Source organism: Vibrio minamisatsumaniensis (assembly GCF_050337445.1).
Classification (GTDB): Bacteria; Pseudomonadota; Gammaproteobacteria; order Enterobacterales; family Vibrionaceae; genus Vibrio; species Vibrio artabrorum.
In genome coordinates this window covers 35,056-57,886 of the sequence record NZ_JAKJSY010000024.1, presented here as the reverse complement: position 1 = coordinate 57,886, position 22,831 = coordinate 35,056, and the positions used below count along the sequence as shown (strand labels likewise).

19 protein-coding genes are annotated in these 22,831 nt (G+C 44.1%); 7 read left to right on the top strand and 12 right to left on the bottom strand.

Annotated elements, in window-relative coordinates:
* Positions 1–458: 458 nt before the first annotated feature.
* On the bottom strand, positions 459–1,859 hold the full coding sequence (asnS, locus tag L4B77_RS07305; RefSeq protein ID WP_429749450.1) for an asparagine--tRNA ligase: 1,401 nt from the start codon (positions 1,857–1,859) through the stop codon (positions 459–461).
* Positions 1,860–2,422: 563 nt separating this feature from the next.
* Here asnS and L4B77_RS07300 point away from each other — a divergent pair.
* The 5 genes from L4B77_RS07300 to L4B77_RS07280 all read left to right on the top strand — a co-directional run bounded on the left by L4B77_RS07300 (position 2,423) and on the right by L4B77_RS07280 (position 7,044).
* Positions 2,423–3,913, top strand: coding sequence for a SulP family inorganic anion transporter (locus L4B77_RS07300; RefSeq protein WP_261839451.1), 1,491 nt, complete (start codon positions 2,423–2,425; stop codon positions 3,911–3,913).
* Between the two features lie 252 nt (positions 3,914–4,165).
* A complete protein-coding gene (queD, locus tag L4B77_RS07295; protein WP_372040918.1) occupies positions 4,166–4,528 on the top strand; it encodes a 6-carboxytetrahydropterin synthase QueD in 363 nt (120 codons plus the stop codon).
* Positions 4,529–4,924: 396 nt separating this feature from the next.
* Complete coding sequence (locus tag L4B77_RS07290; protein WP_261839453.1) at positions 4,925–5,122, top strand: hypothetical protein; 198 nt, start codon at positions 4,925–4,927, stop codon at positions 5,120–5,122.
* 81 nt (positions 5,123–5,203) lie between these two features.
* On the top strand, positions 5,204–6,346 hold the full coding sequence (locus L4B77_RS07285) for an amino acid permease (protein ID WP_372040922.1): 1,143 nt from the start codon (positions 5,204–5,206) through the stop codon (positions 6,344–6,346).
* A 320-nt stretch (positions 6,347–6,666) separates the two neighbouring features.
* Positions 6,667–7,044, top strand: a complete 378-nt coding sequence (locus L4B77_RS07280; RefSeq protein WP_261839454.1) for a transporter — start codon at positions 6,667–6,669, stop codon at positions 7,042–7,044.
* Positions 7,045–7,151: 107 nt separating this feature from the next.
* Here the strand turns inward: L4B77_RS07280 and L4B77_RS07275 are convergent, their stop codons facing one another.
* From L4B77_RS07275 to L4B77_RS07250, 6 genes are all read right to left on the bottom strand, one after another.
* On the bottom strand, positions 7,152–8,255 hold the full coding sequence (locus tag L4B77_RS07275; RefSeq protein ID WP_261839455.1) for a phosphoribosylaminoimidazolesuccinocarboxamide synthase: 1,104 nt from the start codon (positions 8,253–8,255) through the stop codon (positions 7,152–7,154).
* A 250-nt stretch (positions 8,256–8,505) separates the two neighbouring features.
* Positions 8,506–8,913, bottom strand: coding sequence for a SulA-like leucine-rich domain-containing protein (locus tag L4B77_RS07270; RefSeq protein ID WP_017055178.1), 408 nt, complete (start codon positions 8,911–8,913; stop codon positions 8,506–8,508).
* Positions 8,914–9,237: 324 nt separating this feature from the next.
* Entirely contained in the window at positions 9,238–9,426 is a 189-nt protein-coding gene (locus L4B77_RS07265) for a hypothetical protein (protein WP_261839456.1), read from the bottom strand.
* Positions 9,427–9,597: 171 nt separating this feature from the next.
* Positions 9,598–10,665 carry a tetratricopeptide repeat protein gene (locus L4B77_RS07260; RefSeq protein WP_429749445.1) on the bottom strand — a complete coding sequence of 356 codons (1,068 nt, stop codon included), beginning with the start codon at positions 10,663–10,665 and terminating at the stop codon, positions 9,598–9,600.
* Positions 10,666–10,757: 92 nt separating this feature from the next.
* Positions 10,758–11,447, bottom strand: coding sequence for a DUF2786 domain-containing protein (locus L4B77_RS07255; RefSeq protein ID WP_261839457.1), 690 nt, complete (start codon positions 11,445–11,447; stop codon positions 10,758–10,760).
* A gap of 197 nt (positions 11,448–11,644) precedes the next feature.
* Positions 11,645–12,328 carry a DUF3334 family protein gene (locus tag L4B77_RS07250; RefSeq protein ID WP_261839458.1) on the bottom strand — a complete coding sequence of 228 codons (684 nt, stop codon included), beginning with the start codon at positions 12,326–12,328 and terminating at the stop codon, positions 11,645–11,647.
* A gap of 222 nt (positions 12,329–12,550) precedes the next feature.
* Between L4B77_RS07250 and ydiJ the strand changes: the two genes are divergently transcribed.
* Together ydiJ and L4B77_RS07240 are read left to right on the top strand one after the other, a co-directional pair.
* Positions 12,551–15,586 (top strand): D-2-hydroxyglutarate dehydrogenase YdiJ, encoded by a 3,036-nt coding sequence (gene ydiJ / locus L4B77_RS07245; protein WP_429749442.1) that lies wholly within the window; start codon positions 12,551–12,553, stop codon positions 15,584–15,586.
* Positions 15,587–15,652: 66 nt separating this feature from the next.
* Complete coding sequence (locus tag L4B77_RS07240; protein WP_261839460.1) at positions 15,653–16,114, top strand: methyltransferase family protein; 462 nt, start codon at positions 15,653–15,655, stop codon at positions 16,112–16,114.
* Between the two features lie 120 nt (positions 16,115–16,234).
* On the opposite strand, the gene L4B77_RS07235 is transcribed toward L4B77_RS07240, so the two are convergent.
* The 5 genes from L4B77_RS07235 to hutI all read right to left on the bottom strand — a co-directional run bounded on the left by L4B77_RS07235 (position 16,235) and on the right by hutI (position 22,765).
* Complete coding sequence (locus L4B77_RS07235) at positions 16,235–16,960, bottom strand: DUF3581 domain-containing protein (RefSeq protein ID WP_261839461.1); 726 nt, start codon at positions 16,958–16,960, stop codon at positions 16,235–16,237.
* 225 nt (positions 16,961–17,185) lie between these two features.
* Positions 17,186–18,718 carry a histidine ammonia-lyase gene (gene hutH / locus L4B77_RS07230; RefSeq protein WP_261839462.1) on the bottom strand — a complete coding sequence of 511 codons (1,533 nt, stop codon included), beginning with the start codon at positions 18,716–18,718 and terminating at the stop codon, positions 17,186–17,188.
* Between the two features lie 14 nt (positions 18,719–18,732).
* Positions 18,733–20,427 (bottom strand): urocanate hydratase, encoded by a 1,695-nt coding sequence (gene hutU, locus L4B77_RS07225; protein WP_261839463.1) that lies wholly within the window; start codon positions 20,425–20,427, stop codon positions 18,733–18,735.
* 51 nt (positions 20,428–20,478) lie between these two features.
* Positions 20,479–21,528 carry a formimidoylglutamase gene (gene hutG / locus L4B77_RS07220; RefSeq protein WP_429749439.1) on the bottom strand — a complete coding sequence of 350 codons (1,050 nt, stop codon included), beginning with the start codon at positions 21,526–21,528 and terminating at the stop codon, positions 20,479–20,481.
* Positions 21,515–22,765 (bottom strand): imidazolonepropionase, encoded by a 1,251-nt coding sequence (hutI, locus tag L4B77_RS07215; RefSeq protein ID WP_429749437.1) that lies wholly within the window; start codon positions 22,763–22,765, stop codon positions 21,515–21,517. Before hutI ends, hutG begins: the two co-directional genes overlap by 14 nt.
* Positions 22,766–22,831: the final 66 nt, after the last annotated feature.

Sequence of the window (22,831 nt, the reverse complement as noted above, 5' to 3'; positions counted from 1 at the left end):
TGCTTATTGGATTAAGTCAAATTATTGAAGCGTGGAGCAAACTTGACTCTCGCTTTAAGTACAAACTTAGCAAAGCTTACAAAGTTATCCGTGAAGTATTTCACATATTTATTGAAATTCTAGGTAATTATATGGATAGCAATAATTGTTATTGATGTAAGTTATAACATGACAGACGCAGAATGTGTCGAGAGGGTACACGCTGACACAGTGTTTAATCTTGTAACTGTGCGCTTAACGCGAGCTCTAATTTATTGAGAGATCGCGATGTCTAAAATGACGGTGGCAATCTTTGCGCGCACTATAAAGAGGTGAGCAACCCACATCACGACTCACCTCTGAAGGACTCGTTTTTGCTGGTGGCATACCGCTGCTTCGTTGTCTCTAAACAAAAAAACCTCCGCAATAGCGGAGGTTTTTATTTGTTCTGAACTTTTAATATCGAATGGGTATTCGAATTAGAAGTTTGCAGAGCGTGGCGTACGTGGGAATGGAATCACGTCACGAACGTTGCCCATACCTGTTACATAAGAGACGAGACGCTCGAAACCAAGACCGAAACCAGCGTGTGGCACTGTACCGTATTTACGTAGGTCGCGGTACCAGCTCATGTGCTCAGGGTCGATACCCATAGCAATCATACGCTCGTCTAGAATGTCTAGACGCTCTTCACGTTGTGCACCACCGATGATTTCACCAATGCCTGGTGCAAGTACATCCATTGCTGCAACGGTTTTGCCGTCGTCGTTTAAGCGCATGTAGAAAGCTTTGATGTCTTTCGGGTAGTTCTTAACGATAACCGGTGCTTTAAAGTGCTCTTCCGCTAGGTAACGCTCATGCTCAGAAGACATGTCGATGCCCCACTCAACGTCGAATTCAAATTTCTTACCAGAGTCTAGTAGGATTTGGATTGCGTCAGTGTAGTCAACTTGTGCGAAATCAGCGTTAACGAATTGCTCTAGACGAGTAATTGCTTGTTTGTCGATGCGAGAAGCGAAGAACTCAAGGTCGTCGCGGCGCTCTTCAAGAACCGCAGCGAAAACGTACTTAAGCATGTCTTCAGCCAGTTTTGCTACGTCGTTAAGATCAGCAAACGCAACTTCAGGCTCAACCATCCAAAACTCCGCGAGGTGGCGGCTTGTGTTTGAGTTTTCAGCACGGAACGTAGGACCGAACGTGTAAACTTTGCTTAGTGCACAAGCGTAAGCTTCCGCATTAAGTTGCCCAGATACGGTTAGGAATGTCTCTTTACCGAAGAAATCTTCGTTGAAGTCTACGTCGCCTTTTTCAGTGCGTGGTAGGTTTTCCATGTCTAGTGTTGAAACACGGAACATTTCACCAGCGCCTTCTGCATCCGATGCAGTAATAAGTGGAGCCGAAGTCCAGAAGAAGCCTTGCTCGTGGTAGAAACGGTGAATCGCTTGAGATAGACAGTTACGTACACGTGCTACTGCGCCAATCACGTTTGTACGTGGGCGTAGGTGAGCCACTTCACGAAGGTATTCGATAGAATGACGTGTCTTAGCCATTGGGTAAGTGTCAGCGTCTTCAACCCAACCGACAACTTTAACGTCAGTTACTGCGAGTTCGAAGTCTTGACCTTTCGCAGGAGACTCAACAATCTTGCCTGTTACTYCAACGGAGCAGCCAGTCGTTAGCTTTAATACTTCATTTTCGTAATTATTAAGATTATTAGGAACCACGGCCTGAATCGGGTCGAAACAAGAGCCGTCATAAATGGCAAGGAAAGAGATTCCAGCTTTGGAATCACGACGTGAACGGATCCAGCCGCGAACAGTGACTTCACTGTCTACCGCTAGCTTGCCGCCAAGTACGTCTGTTACAGGCGCGTAAGTCATGTTGATTACATTCTCCATTGAGGGACAAATTCAACTCAATGTCTCTAGCACTATTGCAAATAAACAGATGTTTGCACAATAATTAGTCGAAACATTGAGTTGTATAAACTTTTTAAATCGATGGAACATATTACCTGTCATATCGACAGCTTCAACCTTTATTCTTGCTTGGTGACAGAAATATTGTGTCTACTGACGAGAAATACGTTTTAGGGGGTGTTTTTTGTTCGATCTTAACATCACGTCCGCCTTTATGTTTTCTTTAGGGTAATGATTGAATGGGAGGTGTATTTATGGAATCTTTGTTTTTGATAATGGTAGTGTCATTGTATTGAGACTCACTCTATATTGGCGCGGCTTAAGTCACATTGGGCTTGATCACCTTTTTAACTACCCATTAAAGCAACAATAGGAGTTTAATATCTACGTGTTAATTACGCCGCCTTAACCCCTGCATCCTCTCTACACCCGCATTTTTCGAGCTCTCGCTCATTAAAGAAAAACAGTCGATCAAATTATGTCTGAACAAGGCAGGACTGGCTGTACAAGTAAAAGAGAATTACATGCTAAATTATTTAAAAAAACACTGGTTATCAAACGTTAAAGGAGATTTATTATCTGGGATTGTGGTAGCACTCGCGTTAATTCCTGAAGCTATCGCATTTTCAATTATTGCAGGCGTCGACCCTAAGGTAGGACTCTATGCCTCTTTCTGTATTTGTGTCGTGACCGCTTTGGTTGGCAGTCGCCCAGGAATGATTTCCGGTGCAACTGGCGCTATGGCGTTGTTAATGGTGACCTTAGTGAGAGAACACGGGTTAGAATATCTACTCGCTGCGTCATTTCTTGCTGGTGTCATTCAAATCGCGGCTGGGTATCTTAAACTTGGCAACCTGATGAACTTTGTTTCCAAATCGGTGATTACTGGATTTGTTAACGCACTCGCCATCTTAATTTTCATGGCCCAACTTCCTGAATTGATCAACGTTCCTTCGAGCGTTTACGTGTTAGTTGCTTTGGGTTTAGCGATCATCTATCTGCTTCCCTATTTTCCGAAGTTTGGTCGTGCAATACCTTCTCCTTTAGTGGCGATTGTTGTCCTGACAATCATCAGCCTATTATTTGGTTTAGATGTCAGAACGATTGGTGATATGGGTAAACTTCCCGATTCACTGCCTGTGTTCTTGATTCCAAACATTCCATTGACCTTTGATACGCTCTCGACCATTCTTCCATATTCTATTGCTCTATCTCTTGTTGGTTTATTGGAATCATTGATGACAGCGACAATAGTGGATGACCTGACAGATACTGAAAGTAATAAAAACAATGAGTGTAAAGGGCAGGGCGTTGCAAATATCGTGGCTTCCTTTTTTGGTGGCATGGCGGGTTGTGCGATGATTGGTCAGTCGATCATTAACATCAAATCAGGCGGCTTAACTCGATTATCCAGCATGATTGCAGGGGTTGGTTTGTTATTAATGGTAGTGTTTGTCTCTGATTGGTTGAAGCTGATACCGATGGCGGCTCTCGTGTCTGTGATGATCATGGTTTCAATCGGTACATTCTCATGGCGCTCCATTGTTGAACTCAAAGATCATACCCTCCCTACAAACGTAACCATGCTCGCGACCGTGGCAGTTGTTGTGTTTACCCACAATCTCGCGATAGGTGTTGCAGTTGGTGTGGTGTTATCGGCTCTGTTCTATGCTCATGCTAGCAAATCGATGGTCTTCATCTCAGATGAGGTGGTAACCAACGAACGACACACCACTCACCGAGTGAAAGGTCACGTATTCTTTGCTTCTTCTGATGCTTTTGTCGACTTGTTCGATTATGACAATGCGACACCTCTGGTGACTATCGACATTTCTGATGCTTCGTTCCTAGATAATACCTCGGTAGAGGCACTTGATAAGGTCGTATTTAAGTTCCGTAAAAAAGGCGCTGAGGTTAAGGTTTCAGGAATGGATACTGTGAGTGAGAATCTCATATTGAAACATGCAATGTATCATAAGCACCAAGACTTAACCGCGGTTTCGATTACACACTAAGCTATGGTTTATATAGGGATTACAATCCTAAATTAACAGGCTAAGAACTTAAAGCGCTCATGATTGAGCGCTTTTTTGTGGGTGAGGTTTCTGTATTGATGCTGTATTGAACTGCACCTAGTTTTGACAGAAGGGAATGGTTGATCTTACGCCGAATCGTTGTTGCTAAAAGGGTGCATGGTCGTGATAGAACTTGTAGTGTGCAGTGGTTTTACGTAAAATTGCCTGTCATTTTTTAGCCTGAGAAACACAATGAGATCTGAGTTATACAAAGAGTTTATGTTTGAAGCTGCCCACCATCTTCCACACGTTCCTGAGGGGCACAAGTGCGGTCGTTTGCATGGTCACTCTTTTCTTGTTCGTTTATACGTAGAAGGCGAAGTCGATCCACATACAGGCTGGATAGTCGACTTTTCTGAAATCAAAGCTGTATTCAAACCCATTTACGACCGTCTCGATCACTACTACTTGAACGACATTAAAGGCTTAGAGAATCCAACGAGTGAAGTCTTGGCTAAATGGATCTGGAACGAGCTAAAACCAGACTTGCCGCTTTTAAGCAAAGTTGAGATTAAAGAAACCTGTACCGCTGGTTGTATTTACCGCGGTGAATAAGGTTCTAATGTTGTCATTTTGAGACGACAGAATCTTGAATGCTAGAGTCTTCAAGATTATAGCTTTCAAGGTACAATGAAACGAAAGAGCGCTTAGTAAGAGCGCTTTTTTTGTACCTGTATATCTGCTCTCGGGGTTATGTAGTCAAAACTTGTGCTAATAGGTGAGTGTTTTTATGGGACGAATATTTTATTCGTAATAAATGTTGTTTCCTCCCGGCTGGTGGTCAATTTGTATCCAAAAGGCTATTTTGTTTAATTTAAAAGCAAAAATTGCGCTTATAGCGTTGTGTTTCTAGGCTCATTCGATAAGATGAAAAGACCTCTATGATAGAGGTAGGGCAGCAACGGATACGCTGTTTCAAATGCTATGGAATGTGACTTATTGGACACATACATGAAATTCAAGATTACATCACCGATTATCGAACCTACGGAAGGTTCGCCACATCAGTTTACGCTCACTTACGCTTCTCGTTTTACCTCTTTTAAGACAAGCTCTCCTTTGAACGCCCTGTTCGACTTCGCCTCTGCACGCTTCTTTACCGTTTATCGCTCCTATTGTTATTCGTTTTATAACTTTATTGCTATCTGACTTCCTTTACCATCCTCGCGATGGACGAAGATTCACACCTATAAAAACGAAACAAATAAGTTAAAGACAATGAATATTAAAATGATGGGTAGCTCCCTAATTATCGCTGGTACCGCTCTCGGTGCTGGTATGCTTGCGATCCCAATGGTATTAGCCCAATTCGGATTGCTTTACGGCACACTGTTGATGGTACTGATCTGCTTCGGTACGACTTACGCAGCCTTACTACTTCTAGAAGCAACCATCAAAGCGGGTGGCGGTCTAGGATTAAACTCGATTGCCCGAAAAACCTTGGGTAAAAAAGGTCAGTTGCTTACCAACGGTTTGCTATACGCGTTATTGATTTGCCTATTAATGGCTTACATTCTGGGGGCAGGTGACTTGCTGAGTAAGTTACTGTCTAACTTTGGCGTTGAGATTACCGCGACCACCAGCCAAATCGTGTTTACCGTGCTGGCGGGTGCTATCGTTGCGAGTGGTACGGGGGTGATTGATAAACTGAACCGCGTATTGTTTTTTATTATGCTAGCCAGCTTGTTTGCCACCATGGCGTTTTTGGCACCAAGCATGACTCAAGAGAACCTGATGCAGGTCACCAGTCATGACCATGTTAGCCTCATCAAAACCAGTGCAATTTTGTTCACCAGTTTTGGCTTTATGGTGGTGATTCCTACCTTGGTTTCTTACAATCACGAGGCAACAGATAGACAGCTACGTAATATGGTGATCGTCGGTTCTTTGATCCCATTAGTGTGTTATCTATGTTGGCTATTTGCTGTGGTTGGTAACCTGAGTGAAGCGCAATTTAGAAGCTTTAAGAATGTCTCAGATTTGATGGCAGCGTTCGAGGCTCAGTCCCCTTGGGTGGGTAACATCCTCTCTACTTTTACAGGTTTAGCCTTGTTGACCTCTTTCTTTGGTGTAGCGATGGCGCTGTTCAACCAGAATAAAGACATGTTTAACCAAAACACAGCGGTCACTTATTGCGTTAGTTTTATCTTGCCTCTGGTGGGGTCATTGCTTGCTGCAGATAAATTTTTACAAGTGCTGAACTACGCAGGCATCATCTTGGTATTCTTAGCGGTGTTTATTCCTTTAGTGATGGTTCATAAGCAGCGTTTTATGAAAATCTCTGACGATAGATACCAAGCCGAAGGTGGCAGAACAATGATGTTATTCTCGTTGCTGTTTGGTTGTTTTTTGCTAATCTCGCAAGTGATTTAATCGAGCAAGAACTAGGGCAAGCAATAGAGCGGCAATATTGATATATCGATAGAAAGGAACACAGTGGTGTTCCTTTTCATTTGGTTACCTAGCGATGGCTACGGTCTAGAAAGTTTAGATAGATTAGTTTTATCTCTAAAATATTATCCAATGGATGCAGATATGATTTTTCAGTGCATATTATGTTAAACGCTTGGTTTTTATATGCCATTTCAACAAATCAAAAGGTCATAAAAGACCATTCTTCTATATCCTATTGCTATAACGAAAGAGTTGGTGGATATTAAGTATATTGCGTTGCCAAAATGTCGGGGGACATCATGGATAAACAGGAAGAGACGCGAGTAGAGTTTGATTACACAACATTTCTTGGCGCCTCATGCAGTAAAAAATGGACTTTTTTGGAAGCTTTGACCACTATTGCGCCAATATTCAGTACTGTCTGGAGAGATAGCATTAAAGAGCTTGCCACTCCTGAAGATCGCTTATGGCAGATGGCGTTGAAATCGATGTCTACGCGTAAAAGTGATGAGTCAAATATTGTCACTTTGCTTAAACTTGCTAAGCTCGAAGGTATCAATGAACTCAAAGTGGTTATGCCATACTCTCTTGAAGAAGAGCAGATAGCGTATATCGAATCACGCAGTCATCTAGTCATTGCAGGTAATACAGGGGAAGAGTTTACTATTAAGCTGTAATCTCTCAGTATTGCTTAGCTCAAAGAAGATGAAAATGTACCTATAGAAAGGGCCTCAATATAGAGGCCCTTTTTGGTATTTAGGTGTATTTCACAGTCAGGTCGTGATTAATCGATTAGTCCGTAGTCAGAACGCAGTACATCGATGATCTCTTGCTTAGGATTCTCGCTTAGTATGATCTCTGCTCCTGTGATTTTCGCGGCAATATCAAGGTAAGTCCGCGACAGAGACATTAATGAATCCAGAGGGAGTTCATTATCTCGAGCTAATGCTTCACGCTCTGGCATACGCTCTTTGTTCAATAGAATATCAGCATCAGGGAAGTAGTTAAGCAAGAACTGACGGAAGCCTTCTTTTGAATTCTCAATGATGTTGCCGTTGTTGTATTCCTGAGTATCCCAAATGCGAGATGAATCTGGCGTACCGACTTCATCCATGTAGATAAGCTTTTCTTTGCCTTGAGCATCGTTGACGTAGCCAAACTCAAATTTGGTATCAACAAAGGTTTGGTCTACTTTTGCTAGCGCTTGGCTGATGACGTTGAAGCCTTCTTTAAGAAGTTTTTCGTAATGCGCGATGTCGCTTGCTTGAGTAAAGTTGAATGCTGCGAAGTTATCTTCGATGTTGTTACGTGTGATGTTCACATCGTCAGCTTCTGGAACGCCAGGAATACCTTTCAGAATCCCTTTTGTTGAAGGCGTGATCAGTAGTTCAGGCAACTTCTTGTCTTTCTCAAGGCCTTCAGGCATCTCGATACCACAGAATTCACGTTCGCCGTTTGCGTATGCACGCCACATTGAACCAGTGATGTATTGACGACAAATCGCTTCGATCATGACTGGGCGAGCTTTTTGTACAATCCATACGAACGGGTGAGGGATATCAAGAATATGACTGTCAGCAAGTCCGTTGTCTTTAAACAATTTGAACCAATGGTTAGAGATAGCATTCAGAGCCGCTCCCTTACCTGGAACACCTTTAAGATTTCCTTCACCACGCCAGATACAATCAAATGCAGAGATACGGTCACTGATCACCATGATTGCTAAAGGCGCATCTGGTGCTACATCGTAGCCTTTCTCTTTAATTAGTCGTTGGCTATCTTCTTCAGTTAACCAGTAGACCGAACGAACCTTGCCACTGTGGACAGGTTTATCAGTACGGATTGGTAGGTCATCATTTACGGCAAGAACTTGATCAGCAAGGCTCATTTAGACATTCCTATCTTTTATCAAACGTCATACAGAGAAGTGCGGTGTGCACATGATTAGACGGGCATTATACCCAATCTACTCTTTGCTTCCAGAGAAAAAGCAAACGATTGCTAAATCTGTTGTTTAAATAAAAACCCCCGCCTAACAATCCGCTAAAAAATTGGCGAATTGTAGGGCAGGGGAAGGCAGTATATTTGGACTGTGTTTTGGAGCTGTGTTTGTTCGCTAAATTGTTAAGCAATATGGCTTAGTGAATACGCTCTGAATTTGCATCCATAAAGAAGACTTCACATTGAAAGCGTAACCCTAATGTTCTTAGGTACTGTTGACTGAACTGATCAATCGATGCACTTGCAACAATCGCACTCGCATTCTTAGAGCGGATTGCTTTCTCGACAGTCTCTACCTCAGTCATTTGATGAGAGGCTTTCATATGAATAACGCGGTCGCAGCAAACATTATGTTGCTTAAGCTGCTTAGCCGATGGTCTTGGTGTTTGAGCCGTAAACAGTAACCATTGATGTTGATTGGACAGCAACGCCATTCTTGCAAACAACGCTTCCTCGTTTGAATTTTTGCTTTTACGAGAAACTGATGTAAATGCGCAGTGAACTAGCGGGCTAGAGTGTTGTGCTTTAACGTGTGCTTGAATCATTTTGCTGTCCTTATATACATGCTGTATGTGTATACAGTAGTTTTAGTTGCTTATAAGATCAAGCGTTTTTTGCGGGATTATTGGACGATTTCGTCTGAGATTATGGATGAAAAACAATTAAATTATTGAAATTATTAGGTAAATTAAATTTGAATGAATTTGCTGTTTTGTCTCATAAGTTGAAAAAAATGTGAGCTTTATACAGGTGTTTACAGGGTTTTTGATAGGTAAGTACTGTGTACACCTGCATAGAAGGGAGAAGCTCTAAAATCAGAGGCACAAAAAAAGCGCCTTAAGCGCTTTCTTATATTTCAACGGTATTGCTTATCTCAATGTCGCTTGGGACAGTTTTGCTCTCATTTCCATTTCACCAATGTTGAATTGGCGAACATCAATGGTTGCAATATCATTGCACTCTTTACATGCATGATGCCACTTACCATCTAAGTAATCGTGCTTTTTTACTAGGCTTGGCTTTTTGCACCAATCACAAACGCCTTCTACTGCGAACATATTTTCTCCTCACCTGTATATGTCAGGTGTATTTTCGGTGCAAATTATGACATAAGTCATCCCGATTAGTTAATAGTTTGTTACCCGTTTTTGAGAGGGGGATCGATTGCCGAAGTAATAAAATCGGTATCTTTGTGGACTTAGAAAATGAAGTTACGTGCTTATTTACAATTAGGTAACATTTTGTAAGATGGTTTTTAGCGCATTGTTCAAACGTTTCATTTCTTCGTCACATCCGTGACCATCTGGGTGATATATTTTAGATAGCTGTTTGTATCGAAACTTGATGCTTTTTTGGTCGGGAATTGAACTGGGTGTGTACCCAAATAGCGCGCAGGCTACCTGTAAATGACTCAGACCTTGACTGTTTTTCTGCTTCTTTAATTCGTGGAACATAGTGTGCAGTTGTCGTTTTTGCTGCTTAATCGTAAGGTCCTTCGAGTTAAGTTGTGCTTTAAGCGATTGTTGTTGCTGTAGTGTATCCCTCGGCTCTAGAGCGTATCTTTTTCTCGAGACAACGAGAGTCGAAATGATACTGATAATGGCGATTAACACGGCTAATGCTGCGCTAATCAGATAATCTGAATGCGTTAGGTTAGAACGTGCTACTTGCTCTCTAGAGGATTGAATGATCGGGATGGTACTGGGTTGATTGGTGTTGGCTTCAGCATTAACGTTGTCATTGAGCTGCTCTATCGAAGAAATTTGCTTTGCCCGTTGTTGGTTGAATTGTGCTTCCAGAACACGGTTGTAACCCTCTTCGGCAGCAGGATTGTTTTTTACGGCCACTTCGTACCACAGCAGTGCTAAATCTAATGGTTGAAGTTGGGGGAAGTGTTTTTCTTTAGACAAGTCTTCGTAGATTTTAGCGACCTCTAACGGTGCTTGTTTGTTGCCTTGTAGCGCCGCTTTAATAAACCATTCCAATGCGAGTTGGTTATTTTGTTCGACCCCCGTTCCTGCAGCGTACAACTTGGCAAGTTTAAATTGCGCATCTGAATGACCACTGTCCGCTGATTGCTGATACCAATAGATGGCATCATCCATATTTTTAGGGGTACCAGTACCCAATTCATACGATTGGGCCAATTGATACTGGGCAACGGGATCTTGGTTTTGAGCACTCTGCTTCAACTCAACATCGCTGTTGGCATAAGCCATTTGTGTTATCGAGAAGATGACGGTTAGAAATAGAGTTCTAATACGTACTGATTTCAGAGTGTCTAATGTAAAAAGCAAGAGATAAGCCCTGTGTCGATATTTTATTAGTCGTAAACATTGTGCTGAATGTTAAGTTGTGTCGCTTCTAATAAACATGAAACCGTCATGCACTACGATTTGGCGATTTTTTTTGCAGCTTGAGCTCCGGCTACTGGGCGATTAACCGACAACTTACGCCCTTTTTTCAAGCCAACTTCATAGTCTGCGGTGAGATTTTTCATCGCCTCTCTGAGTTGCTGTTTGAAAGTTTCACGATCGATATTTTTGAACTCTTTATCAATGTAATTATTGATCTTGTTGTTAGATTCATCGTCAGGGGTAATCGTTGGCAGTTTTTCAAGTGCCCCTTCAACCCAACCTGATACAAATGAATTTACACGGCGAGTCACCTCTAACGATCCCGTTCCTGAACCTGCAAAACTATTCCGGAACTGACCGGTATGTTCATTCAACTCACGATAAATAATATCGAAAGCAAAGGCTGCGAAAATAGCGCGATCAGCTTCACCAATGAATTCAACACGCTTAAGGCCTTTGTGGTTCAGTAATACGGCTTCCACGCCAAACTTGGTATTGATACCGCGAATAACACGCAGCAACGTAGAACTGATATTGGCAGGTAACAGGTGGCTGGACTGAGTTTTCCCCATCTTGATAAATTCAATATCGTCTTTTTCGAGACCATATTTCAACATCAAGTTATGCGCCATTTTTATCGCATTAGCAGCTTCATTGACGTTTGCAGAGTTACCAAGTTCAAGGCATTTAGCTATTTTCTTAAGGGCTTTTTTTTTATCCATCGGCGACTTAATCATGACCACAAATTTTCAAAAGTCCGACATTTTACATGTTTCAGTAACAGAAAGCCAAAACTCTCTTGATGAAAAAAGAGAGAGGGAAAACAATAAGCAGTTTGGTGAGACAAATAAAAACGCCATCATGGGGATGATTGGCGTTTACGATACGATCTATGGGGAAACACTAGCGTTTTTGCAAACTAGATCCCAAGTTCATCGAGTAGATCGGCGGCAGAATCATTACCCGCATTATAAGTTGGTTGGTTTGCTTGCTGCATTTTTCTCTGAGTTGCTTCTAGAATGCTGTCTGGACTCTCGTCCTCAGCAATTTCAAATTCTTCTAATTGGATGAATTCTGTTTTATCCATGGCAAGTTCTAAGTAGAAAATGTGGTTATTTTGGGTAGAGAACGTGACACGACGAGCTTGTGGGCGATCTAGGTTGGTATCAACAGAAAGGTTGACTTGTTTGTTGAGTGCGAGCATTTTCGGTTGGTTCTGCGTAATATTGGTTTGCAGTTCCTTGCGAATCTTGTTTGTGAAATCACCCACCAGTTGGTTCATCAACTCACCTAGCACATCGCCAACTTCATCTGAAGTATGAAGTACCGCAAGTTCATTTTCTGGCATGCCCATATTACGCATGTAATTGGTGTAGATCTCTAGTGCAGCCTTTGACGTAAAATTGATAACGACAAGGCCTGAGAAGCCGCCATCAAATAAGACGAAGCAACCAAAATCTGGCTTTAGACTTGTCTTGTTTATTTTTTGAACCATGGCTGAATAGGACACCTGAGAGGCCGTCGCTGAAGTGAGTACGCTTGAGACTGATTGGCATAGCTTAAGAAGAATATCTTCAGTGGTGACCGTTTTGTTCTTTTTCATTGTGATGTGCTCGTGGAGGTGTCTTAAACAAAATGTTATTCAATATATTACTATTTATTGAAGACAAAAGTGACAATTTATCCATTGTTGCACCGAGATTCTGATTTGATCACCTTTTTATATCAACTTAATAGTAGTAAAGTGACCAAATTCAAAAAAAATCATAAAAATTTTCAGATAACCCAATGCTGATTGGATCAGCGAAGTAGGGGCAGGACGCAAATGTTACCAAGACTTCAACTCAATGCTGATGTCGATCCAGTAGTTGTACGCTTTTTAGATGAACTAAAAACGGCGGGCTTTACTGGCGACATTGAATCTCAATATTCTAGCCGTTTGGCTGCTGCGACTGATAACAGTGTCTATCAGCAATTGCCGCAGGCTGTCATTCTGCCAAAAACAACTCATGATGTTGTGTTGATCGGCAAAGTGGGTGCTACATCCGCCTACGAACGCGTGACTTTTTCCCCTCGCGGTGGTGGGACTGGAACTAATGGGCAGTCCCTAACGAAAGGTATCGTGGTTGATCTATCGCGTTACATGAATCAAGTTCTTGAGATCAATGAGGTTGAGGGATGGGTAAGAGTTCAGTCGGGAATCGTTAAAGATCAATTGAATGACGCTGTGCGTCCGTACGGTTACTTTTTCTCTCCTGATCTCTCTACCAGCAACCGCGCCACTTTAGGTGGCATGATCAATACCGATGCTTCAGGGCAGGGGTCATTGAAGTACGGTAAAACCTCTGATCATGTTTTGTCGGTACAAGCGGTTTTAGTGGACGGTTCGTGCTTAGAATCTGACTTATCAAATGGCTTGCCGACCGAGGGTGAGTTTGCTCATCATGCGCTTGCGGTGACGGAAGCGGTTTGCCGAGACAAGCGCGCTCAAATCTTAGATAAATTTCCTCCGCTGAACCGCTTCCTAACAGGCTATGACCTAAAGAATGCAATCAACGAACAAGATGACAGCTTTGATCTGACTCGCGTTTTATGTGGCGCTGAAGGTTCTTTAGCATTCATCACGGAAGCAAAGCTCAACCTCACGCCGATTCCGAAAGCGCGCACACTGGTCAACGTGAAATACAATACGTTTGACTCTGCGCTGCGTCATGCGCCATTTATGGTGGACGCCCTCGCGCTCTCTGTTGAAACGGTGGATTCAAGAGTATTGAACCTTGCTAAGCAAGACATTGTTTGGCATACCGTGAGTGACTTGCTGACGGACGTTCCTAACAAAGAGATGCTTGGCATCAATATGGTTGAGTTTGCAGGCCAAGATGAAGCGGAAGTGGAGCAACTCGTTCAAGCACTGACAGCCCAACTTGAAACCATGGTCGAGAGTGAAGAAGGCGGTGTGATTGGCTTTCAAGTGTGCAGTGATTTAGCCAGTATTGGTCGAATCTACAACATGCGTAAAAAAGCGGTGGGTCTATTAGGGGCGGCGAAAGGTCGAGCTAAGCCTGTCGCTTTTGCGGAAGATACCTGCGTACCACCGGAAAACTTGGCAGACTTTATCTTTGAATTTAGAGAATTACTCGATTCAAAAGCGTTGAATTACGGCATGTTTGGTCATGTTGATGCTGGTGTGTTACACGTTCGTCCAGCATTGGATCTGTGTGACCCGATGCAAGAAGCATTAATGCACGAAGTCTCCGATGAAGTGGTTAAGTTAGTAGCGAAATACGGTGGCTTGATGTGGGGCGAGCACGGTAAAGGTTTTCGTTCTGAATACGGGCCAGAATTTTTTGGTGAAGAACTGTATACCGAGCTAAGGCGCATCAAAGCGGCATTTGATCCACACAATAAGATGAATCCAGGCAAGATTTGTACACCATTAGAAAGTGACGCTGAATTGGTAAAAGTAACGGATACTAAGCGTGGATTCTATGATCGTCAGATCGCGGTACAAGTTCGTGATAGCTTCAAGCAGGCTATGGAATGTAATGGTAACGGCTTGTGCTTCAACTACGATACCAGTTCGCCAATGTGCCCGTCGATGAAAGTCACGGCAGATCGTCGTCATTCACCTAAAGGCCGTGCGGGCTTGGTAAGGGAATGGTTACGTCAACTGACTGAGCAAGGTGTGGATATTCTCGATCTTGAGCAAGAAGTGCTCAAGGACAACACCCCAGTTAAAACGATGGTTGATCGTGTTCGTAACACAATGAATAAGCGCAATGAATACGATTTTTCTCATGAAGTTTATGAAGCGATGAATGGTTGTCTTGCGTGTAAAGCGTGCGCGAGCCAATGTCCAATCAAAGTGGATGTTCCAAGCTTCCGTTCTCGGTTCTTAAACATCTATTACTCACGTTATCAACGCCCAGTAAAGGATTATTTGGTCGCAAATATTGAAATGATGCTGCCTTTGATGGCCAAGGCGCCCAAAGTTGTGAATGCTGTTTTAGGTCAAAAGTGGATTCAGACGACTACGGCCAAAACGGTGGGTTATATCGATGCACCGCTGATGTCAGTGCCGACACTAACAAATCGTCTGGCGAGTAAAGAACGACAACTTTTTGATCGACAATATCTAGAAGGGCTCTCTTCTGAACAGAAGAAACAGCATGTGTTGATCGTTCAAGATCCGTTTACAAGCTTCTATGATGCCGATGTGGTTGAAGACTTTGTGACCTTGGCTGAGAAACTTGGCAAAACACCAGTGTTGCTGCCGTTTAAACCCAATGGCAAAGCACTGCACATTAAAGGCTTCTTAAGTCGTTTTGCGCGAGAGGCAAAATCAACGTCTGATTTCTTGTCGATGGTGGCTGATATTGGTATTCCTTTAGTTGGTGTTGATCCTGCACTTGTACTTTGTTATCGCGATGAATATGTCGAGATTTTAGAGAAAAAACGGGGCGACTTTGATGTGCTTACCGTTCATGAGTGGTTACTGCCACTGTTAGGTGAGTTCGAAGCGCGCTCTTCAAGTAACGAAATGTGGTACTTGTTCGCGCACTGCACTGAAAAGACGAAAATGCCAAATGCTGAAAAAGAGTGGGGGGCTATTTTTAAACACTTTGGTGCGGCGTTAACCAGCGTTCCTGTCGGGTGTTGTGGTATGGCTGGCACATTTGGTCACGAAGTTGATAAGTTGCAAATGTCAAAAGACATATACGGCTTAAGTTGGAAGCCTCAAATGCAAGACTTACCGAAAGAACGTTGCTTAGTCACAGGTTACTCTTGTCGTAGCCAAGTGAAACGCCTCGAAGGCGAAAAGCTTGCACACCCTTTACAGGCGTTAGCCACTATTCTTTAATGTATTTAGCCCAGCCATTGCTGGGCTTTTTTCTAAGCTAACAAAAGAATGTTAATAAGGGAAAACATGAAGTTTCTAGAGTTAAAAGCCCCACCCGTTGCTCTGTTTATACTGGTATTAGTCGCTTCTTACTTCAGTGCTCATTACCTGACTATAGGGGTAATATTGTGGCCCTATAAGATCATCGTTCTGGGGGCCGGAATCGTATTGAGTGGTGTGATCGGGTTATCAGGCATATGGGAGTTTCGAAAGCAGAAAACCACCGTTAATCCGATCAAAGTTGACACCGCTTCTTCAGTGGTGGACAGTGGAATCTTTGGCTACACGCGAAATCCAATGTATCTAGGGCTATTCATCTTACTGTTTTGCTTTGGCTACTTCTTCCAAAACCTATTCAGTGTTTTGCTCAGTTTTGTATTCGTAATATACATGAATCAGTTCCAAATTAAGCCAGAAGAGCGTGCTCTAGAGCAATTATTTGGTGCAGAATATGTTGATTATAAACAAAAGGTTAGACGCTGGATTTAGTGCAGGCTTGAGTGGCTTAATAACCGAAATAAAAAAGCCCAGCTTGAGATTATCAAGCTGGGCTTTATTGATCTTGTTCTAGAGCTTATTTACATCGAGATGTGTAAATAAGGATGCTGATTAAGCGGCGGCTGCGAATTGAGCTAGAAACATCTCTTTACGCTCGTTGAAGCGGTTTACTAAATCGTCGACAGAAGCTTGGTCGTATGGCTTAAGGCCACTTGCGACCATGCGCTTTACGCCCTTACCGACGATTTCTCCGTTTTCTTTAAACTCAAAGTTTAAGGTCACGAGGCCACGCTTGCCTTCAACATCAAAAGTCGCACCAGAGAATTCAACTTCTGGATGAGACAGGTCTAGGCGAGTAAATTCAACTTCCATGCTCTCGTAAATCACAAGAGGACGCTGGCAGTTGATCATCATCTGTTGTTCTTCCATCAGAGGAACCATGATGTGTGGGAAGTTCATGCCAGAGAACTTAACGTAGTTGGTTACTACGTGCTCGATGAACGCTTGGTCGTGGCTCTTCTCACCTTCACAAGACATGTGCAGGTACTCTTTGCCTTTCTCGTCAACCAGTGAGCTTTCTTTTTCACATTTGTTGTCAACACTTAGCGCAATACCATTACCCACCATACCAGAAAAATTAAAACGCATTTTTTGGCTGATGCCTTCTTTTTGTAAAAGCACTGCAAATAAAAGATCGCCAGGCACGCAGAAGCGCTTATTGTCTTCATCGTGAATTGGATTGAAGTCAGCGGCTACTTTTTTAGCAAAGTGGCTAGCTTGTTCACGAGTGAATTGAAATTGATTGTCTTCAGTAGAAAAGTAAGGTGTCAGAAACATAGTATCGCTATAGGTGATCAAATCTGCTGAGGATTATAGCTAACTAACTTCGTTCTAATGGTCTATCCAGTTAACTTTGCTTGTATATCAGTCAATTAGATAAATACGTTGGATGGTATGTGACGATTTTAAGGGAGATATGGCCTTTAGCTCAATGCAACAAGGGCTAATCGATAGCCCTTGTTTATATATCCTTTTAATGGTGTTGCTCACAATGTTTTTGCTTTAAAAGCTACACAAAGTGCCTTCTGGCATTAGGTGATTATGAACGGATAATTTGAGCAATAAATTTGCTTGTTCAATATCCGGTGCAAAATATCTGTCTTTGTCGTAGAAGCTGACTTTTTCACGCAAAATCTGTTTCGCTTCTTCCACGCGAGGAGAAGATAGATGCGGAGCGCGGAAGTCTAACCCTTGTGCCGCGGCCAAATATTCTACTGCCAATATCCCACGGGTATTTTCAGCCATGTATCTCAGCCTACGTGCCGCAAAGGTGGCCATTGAGACATGGTCTTCTTGGTTAGCCGAGGTTGGAAGGCTGTCGATTGATGCGGGGTGAGCTAAGGTTTTGTTCTCACTCGCCAGTGCCGCCGAGGTGACTTGAGCAATCATGAAACCGGAGTTCACGCCGCCGTTATCGACCAAGAAAGGTGGAAGTTTGCTTAGCGCGCTATCAATCAGCAGCGCCATTCTTCGTTCAGACAGGCTGCCGATCTCAGCAATCGCCAATGCAAGGTTATCGGCGGCCATCGCGACGGGTTCTGCGTGAAAGTTACCGCCTGAAATGATGTCGCCATCGTCAGCGAAAACTAACGGGTTGTCGGATACAGCATTCGCTTCAATCGTTAAAGTCTCTGCTGAGTTACGAATCTGCTGTAAACAAGCCCCCATCACTTGAGGTTGGCAACGTAGCGAGTAAGGGTCTTGAACCTTTTCACAGCCAGTGTGTGATTCACCAATTTCACTTTTTTGATCAAGCATATGACGGTAAGCCAGCGCAGCATCCATTTGACCACGATGACCACGAACACGATGAATTCGAGGGTCAAACGGGCGACGACTACCCAGCGCTGCCTCAACAGACATCGCACCACACACAGTTGCAGACGCAAACAAGTCTTCGGCTGCGAACAGACCTTCTAATGCAAATGCCGTTGATGCCTGAGTACCGTTTAACAGTGCTAAGCCTTCTTTTGGTGCGAGCGTAATAGGCTCCAACCCTGCGATCTGCATCGCTTCTAACCCCGTGATGATCTTGCCGTTATGGCGAGCTTGGCCTTCACCGAGCAGAACAGTACTCATGTGGGCGAGGGGAGCAAGGTCTCCAGAGGCACCAACGGATCCTTTTTGTGGAACACATGGGTAAACCTGTGCATTCACCAGATCGATAAGAGCATTAATCACCTTGAGGCGAATCCCTGAGTAACCGCGAGACAAGCTGTTAATCTTCAATACCATCATCAAACGCACGGTTTCATCAGACATAAATTTTCCAATGCCCGCTGCGTGAGAAAGTACGATACTTTTTTGTAGAACTTCAAGATCTTCCGGCGCAATTTTGGTGTTTGCTAGTAAGCCAAAACCCGTGTTGATGCCATACACAGTGCGATCTTCAGCAATCACTTGCTCGACAACGTGCATGCTCGCTTCAATATCAGGGATTGCAGCAGGATCCAGCGATAGGTTCACAGGGCTACGGCTGATTTTACGAAGTTCAGATAGGCCAAGAAGTCCTGGTTTAAGTAATAAGTTCAACATGTTCTCTCCAGACATTAAAGGCGACGAAGTTCTTCGTTTAGCATAGGTAAATCAAGTTTCTGCTCTTTAGCACACTGCTTGGCAATATCGTAACCCGCATCTGCATGACGCATTACGCCGGTTGCTGGGTCATTGTGAAGCACGCGAGCAATACGTTGCGAAGCGTCTTCACTACCGTCACAACAAATCACCATGCCCGAGTGTTGTGAGAAGCCCATGCCAACGCCGCCACCGTGGTGCAGAGAAACCCAAGTTGCGCCGCCAGCTGTGTTCAGAAGGGCGTTCAATAGAGGCCAATCTGAAACTGCATCAGAGCCATCCATCATGCCTTCAGTTTCGCGGTTCGGGCTTGCGACTGAACCTGAATCTAGGTGGTCACGACCAATAACAACTGGTGCTTTGAGTTCGCCATTTTTGACCATTTCATTGAATGCTTGGCCTAAGCGTTCACGGTCTTTCAAACCCACCCAACAGATACGAGCGGGTAGGCCTTGGAACTGGATGCGTTCACGCGCCATATCTAGCCAGTTATGTAGATGTGGGTTGTCTGGAATCAGTTCTTTTACTTTTTGGTCTGTTTTGTAGATATCTTCTGGATCACCCGACAGTGCCGCCCAACGGAACGGACCGATGCCTTCACAGAATAAAGGACGAATATATGCAGGTACGAAACCCGGGAAATCAAATGCGTTTTCCACACCTTCTTCCAGTGCCATTTGGCGAATGTTATTACCGTAATCCACCGTTGCTGCGCCGCGATATTGCAGGTCTAGCATGGCTTGAACTTGAATCGCCATCGATTGTTTCGCGGTTTTCACGACTTTTGCTTCATCAATGGTGCGTTCTTGTGCGGCTTTCTCCATCGTCCAGCCTTGCGGCAAGTAGCCGTTCAAAGGATCGTGAGCAGAGGTCTGGTCAGTCACCACATCCGGTGTGATATTGCGTTCCACTAACTCAGGGAATACGTCTGCCGCGTTACCTAATAAGCCAACAGAGATAGGTGTTGCTGACTCTTTAATCATAGCCATTGCTTCATCTAAGCTGGTGGCTTTTTGGTCTACATAGCCGGTACGCAAGCGATAGTCGATTCTTGATTCATCACATTCCACGGCGATCATTGAGAAGCCAGCCATGGTCGCCGCGAGAGGTTGAGCACCACCCATGCCACCAAGACCGCCCGTTAGAACCCACTTACCGTTCGCTTCACCTTGGAAGTGCTTCTTGGCAATCGCAACAAATGTCTCATAAGTACCTTGGACGATACCTTGTGAGCCAATATAGATCCAGCTACCTGCGGTCATTTGGCCGTACATCATCAAGCCCTCTTTATCGAGCTCATTGAAGTGTTCCCAGTTCGCCCAATGTGGGACAAGGTTCGAGTTGGCGATCAGCACGCGAGGCGCATTTTTATGAGTTGGGAACACGCCTACCGGTTTTCCTGATTGAACAAGCAGCGTTTGGTCGTCCTCTAAACGCTCTAATACTTCAACAATCTTGTCATAACATTTCCAGTCACGTGCTGCACGACCAATACCGCCATACACAACCAGTGCATGTGGGTGTTCAGCCACATCAGGGTCTAGGTTGTTCATTAACATACGCAGTGGTGCTTCGGTTAACCAAGATTTTGCGCGCAAAGTGGTACCATGAGGTGCGCGAATTTCACGAGTCGTGTCGAGACGAGGGTCACTGTTGTGCTGTTCCGCCATTTTAGATTTCCTTCTGTTTCACGTTATATCGTTGTAGTTTTAGTTTTAGTTTTAGTTATCGGTATAGCTGGGTGAGTCGCCTGCCATTGCACTGGCAATATCCCAACATAAACGCGCCGCTAATCGAGCCGTTTGGCCATCGACGTCGTAGTTTGGGTTATATTCTGCAATGTCCGCGATAATCAGTTTTTCGCTGTGTTGGTATATCTGTTCTAGAAAAGGAGCGAGTGCTTCATAACTCACACCTCGTGCCGCTGGAGCGCTCACGCCCGGCGCTGTCGCAGCTGGGAATACGTCGAGGTCGATAGTGAGGTAGAGGTAATCACAGTCAGTGATGAATTTTTGCAACTTGACCAGTTGAGTGACTTGATTCACTAGGGTCATATTGCGGTCGAGCTCATACCAAACACTGAGTTGGTCGGCTTTGTTAAATAGCGCTTGGGTATTACTGGCTGCACTAACGCCAAGACAAGCGTAATGAAACGGCCATTGATGTCTGTGGCAGTAGTCACTTATCTGGTTAAAAGGCGTGCCAGAGCTTGGTTTAACGTCGGCGATGTCGCTTTCAAATTCACGAAGATCAAAGTGAGCATCAAAGTTAACGATGCCTATTTTAGGTTTGTGTTCAGGTTGATCTTGGTGAAGGCGTTCAGCGAGGCCTTGGAACGACGCCCAAGCCACTTCGTGACCACCGCCAAGGGTAATCACTTTGTTAGTTGATAGAGCATTGGCAATCACAGAAGCACACTGTGTTTGGTTGACTTCTAACTGACCATCATTGCACTCAATATCACCGAGATCGGCAATGTGTGCATCACTGTGCCAAGCCATATTCGCCAGAGCTTGGCGGATCAAGTTAGGTGCTTGTTTCGCGCCCCCGCGTCCTTTATTTCTTGCAACACCGGCATCGCTGGCAAAGCCAACCAAGGCGATAGCACCGTCAGTCAGTGCGTCACTTAAATCACTACTTTGTACTTGCTTGGTAATGTGATGAACGCGAGTACCGAGTGCGCCATCTTCAAGATCATTACGTCCGGTCCACACAAAGTTATGTACGGTTTCTGCGTTTTTTTGAATGCCGTTGGATTTAGATTGAGTCATGACACACCTCGCCATTAACGATGCGTCTATGCAGATGAGCAATACCGATTTGATAGCTTAGATCGGCAGGGTGATTGATATTCCAGATAGCTAAATCAGCGGCATAACCGATGTCGACTTTGCCTTTAGTTCGGGAGTCACCAATGGCTGCGGCAGCGTTACAAGTTACACCACGCAATGCTTCTTCAGGTGTCGTACCAAACAGGGTACAGCTCATGTTCATCATCAGTGTTAAATCAGCAAAGGGTGAAGTGCCGGGGTTTAAGTCGGTCGCGATCGCCATTGGAACGTTGTGTTCACGAAGTAGGGCAACGGGTGGCTGTTGGGTTTCTTTCAAGAAGTAGAAAGCACCGGGTAATAACGTGGCTACTGTGCCGGATTTTGCCAGTGCTTTTACCCCGGTTTCATCAAGGTATTCAACATGGTCGACAGAGAGTGCACCGTATTTTGCTGCAAGTGCGCTGCCGCCCAAATTCGAAAGCTGCTCAGTGTGGCCTTTTATCGCGAGTCCATGAGCTTTGGCTGCTGCAAAGATTCGTTCGGTTTGCTCTAGGTTGAAGCCGATAGATTCGCAGAATACGTCAACCGCATCGGCGAGCCCTTGCTCTGCGACTTTAGGAATGATCTCTTGGCAAACCAAATCAACGTAGCGATCTGGCTGTTCTTTATATTCGGGCGGCACAGCATGGGCGGCAAGGAGAGTGGTGGTGATCTTAATTCGGCGATGATTCTCTAACGCTTTAGCTGCACGTAACATCTTAAGTTCATCATTAAGTGTTAAACCATAGCCGGATTTTACTTCAATACTGGTTACGCCACTTCTTAATAAGCCATCAAGCCTTGGCAACGCCATTTCAACCAGTTCGGACTCCAGTGCTGCGCGTGTTGCAGTGACTGTCGCTAGAATACCGCCGCCTTGTTTAGCGATGTCGGTGTAACAGACACCATTCAAACGTTGCTCAAACTCATTAGCACGATTACCCGCAAATATGAGATGAGTGTGGCAATCAATCAATCCAGGGGTGACAAGTTTGTTCTTGCAATCATAGGTGATGTAATCCGCAGAGTTATCAGTGCTCGGTTGTTCTACCTCAGAAGCATGAGCCTCATGGTTTGAACAAGAGATAGACACGATCTTACCGTCTTCGATAACGATATCTTGAGGGGAAGAGGGCTGATAACCATCGGCTCCCGAGCTCATTGAGACCACTCGTGCATTTTTAAGGATTAAATTCATAATCGCCTAGTTCTTTGCTAATCATAAAATGTATATACAAATAAATAAGCTAAACGCTGACCTTAA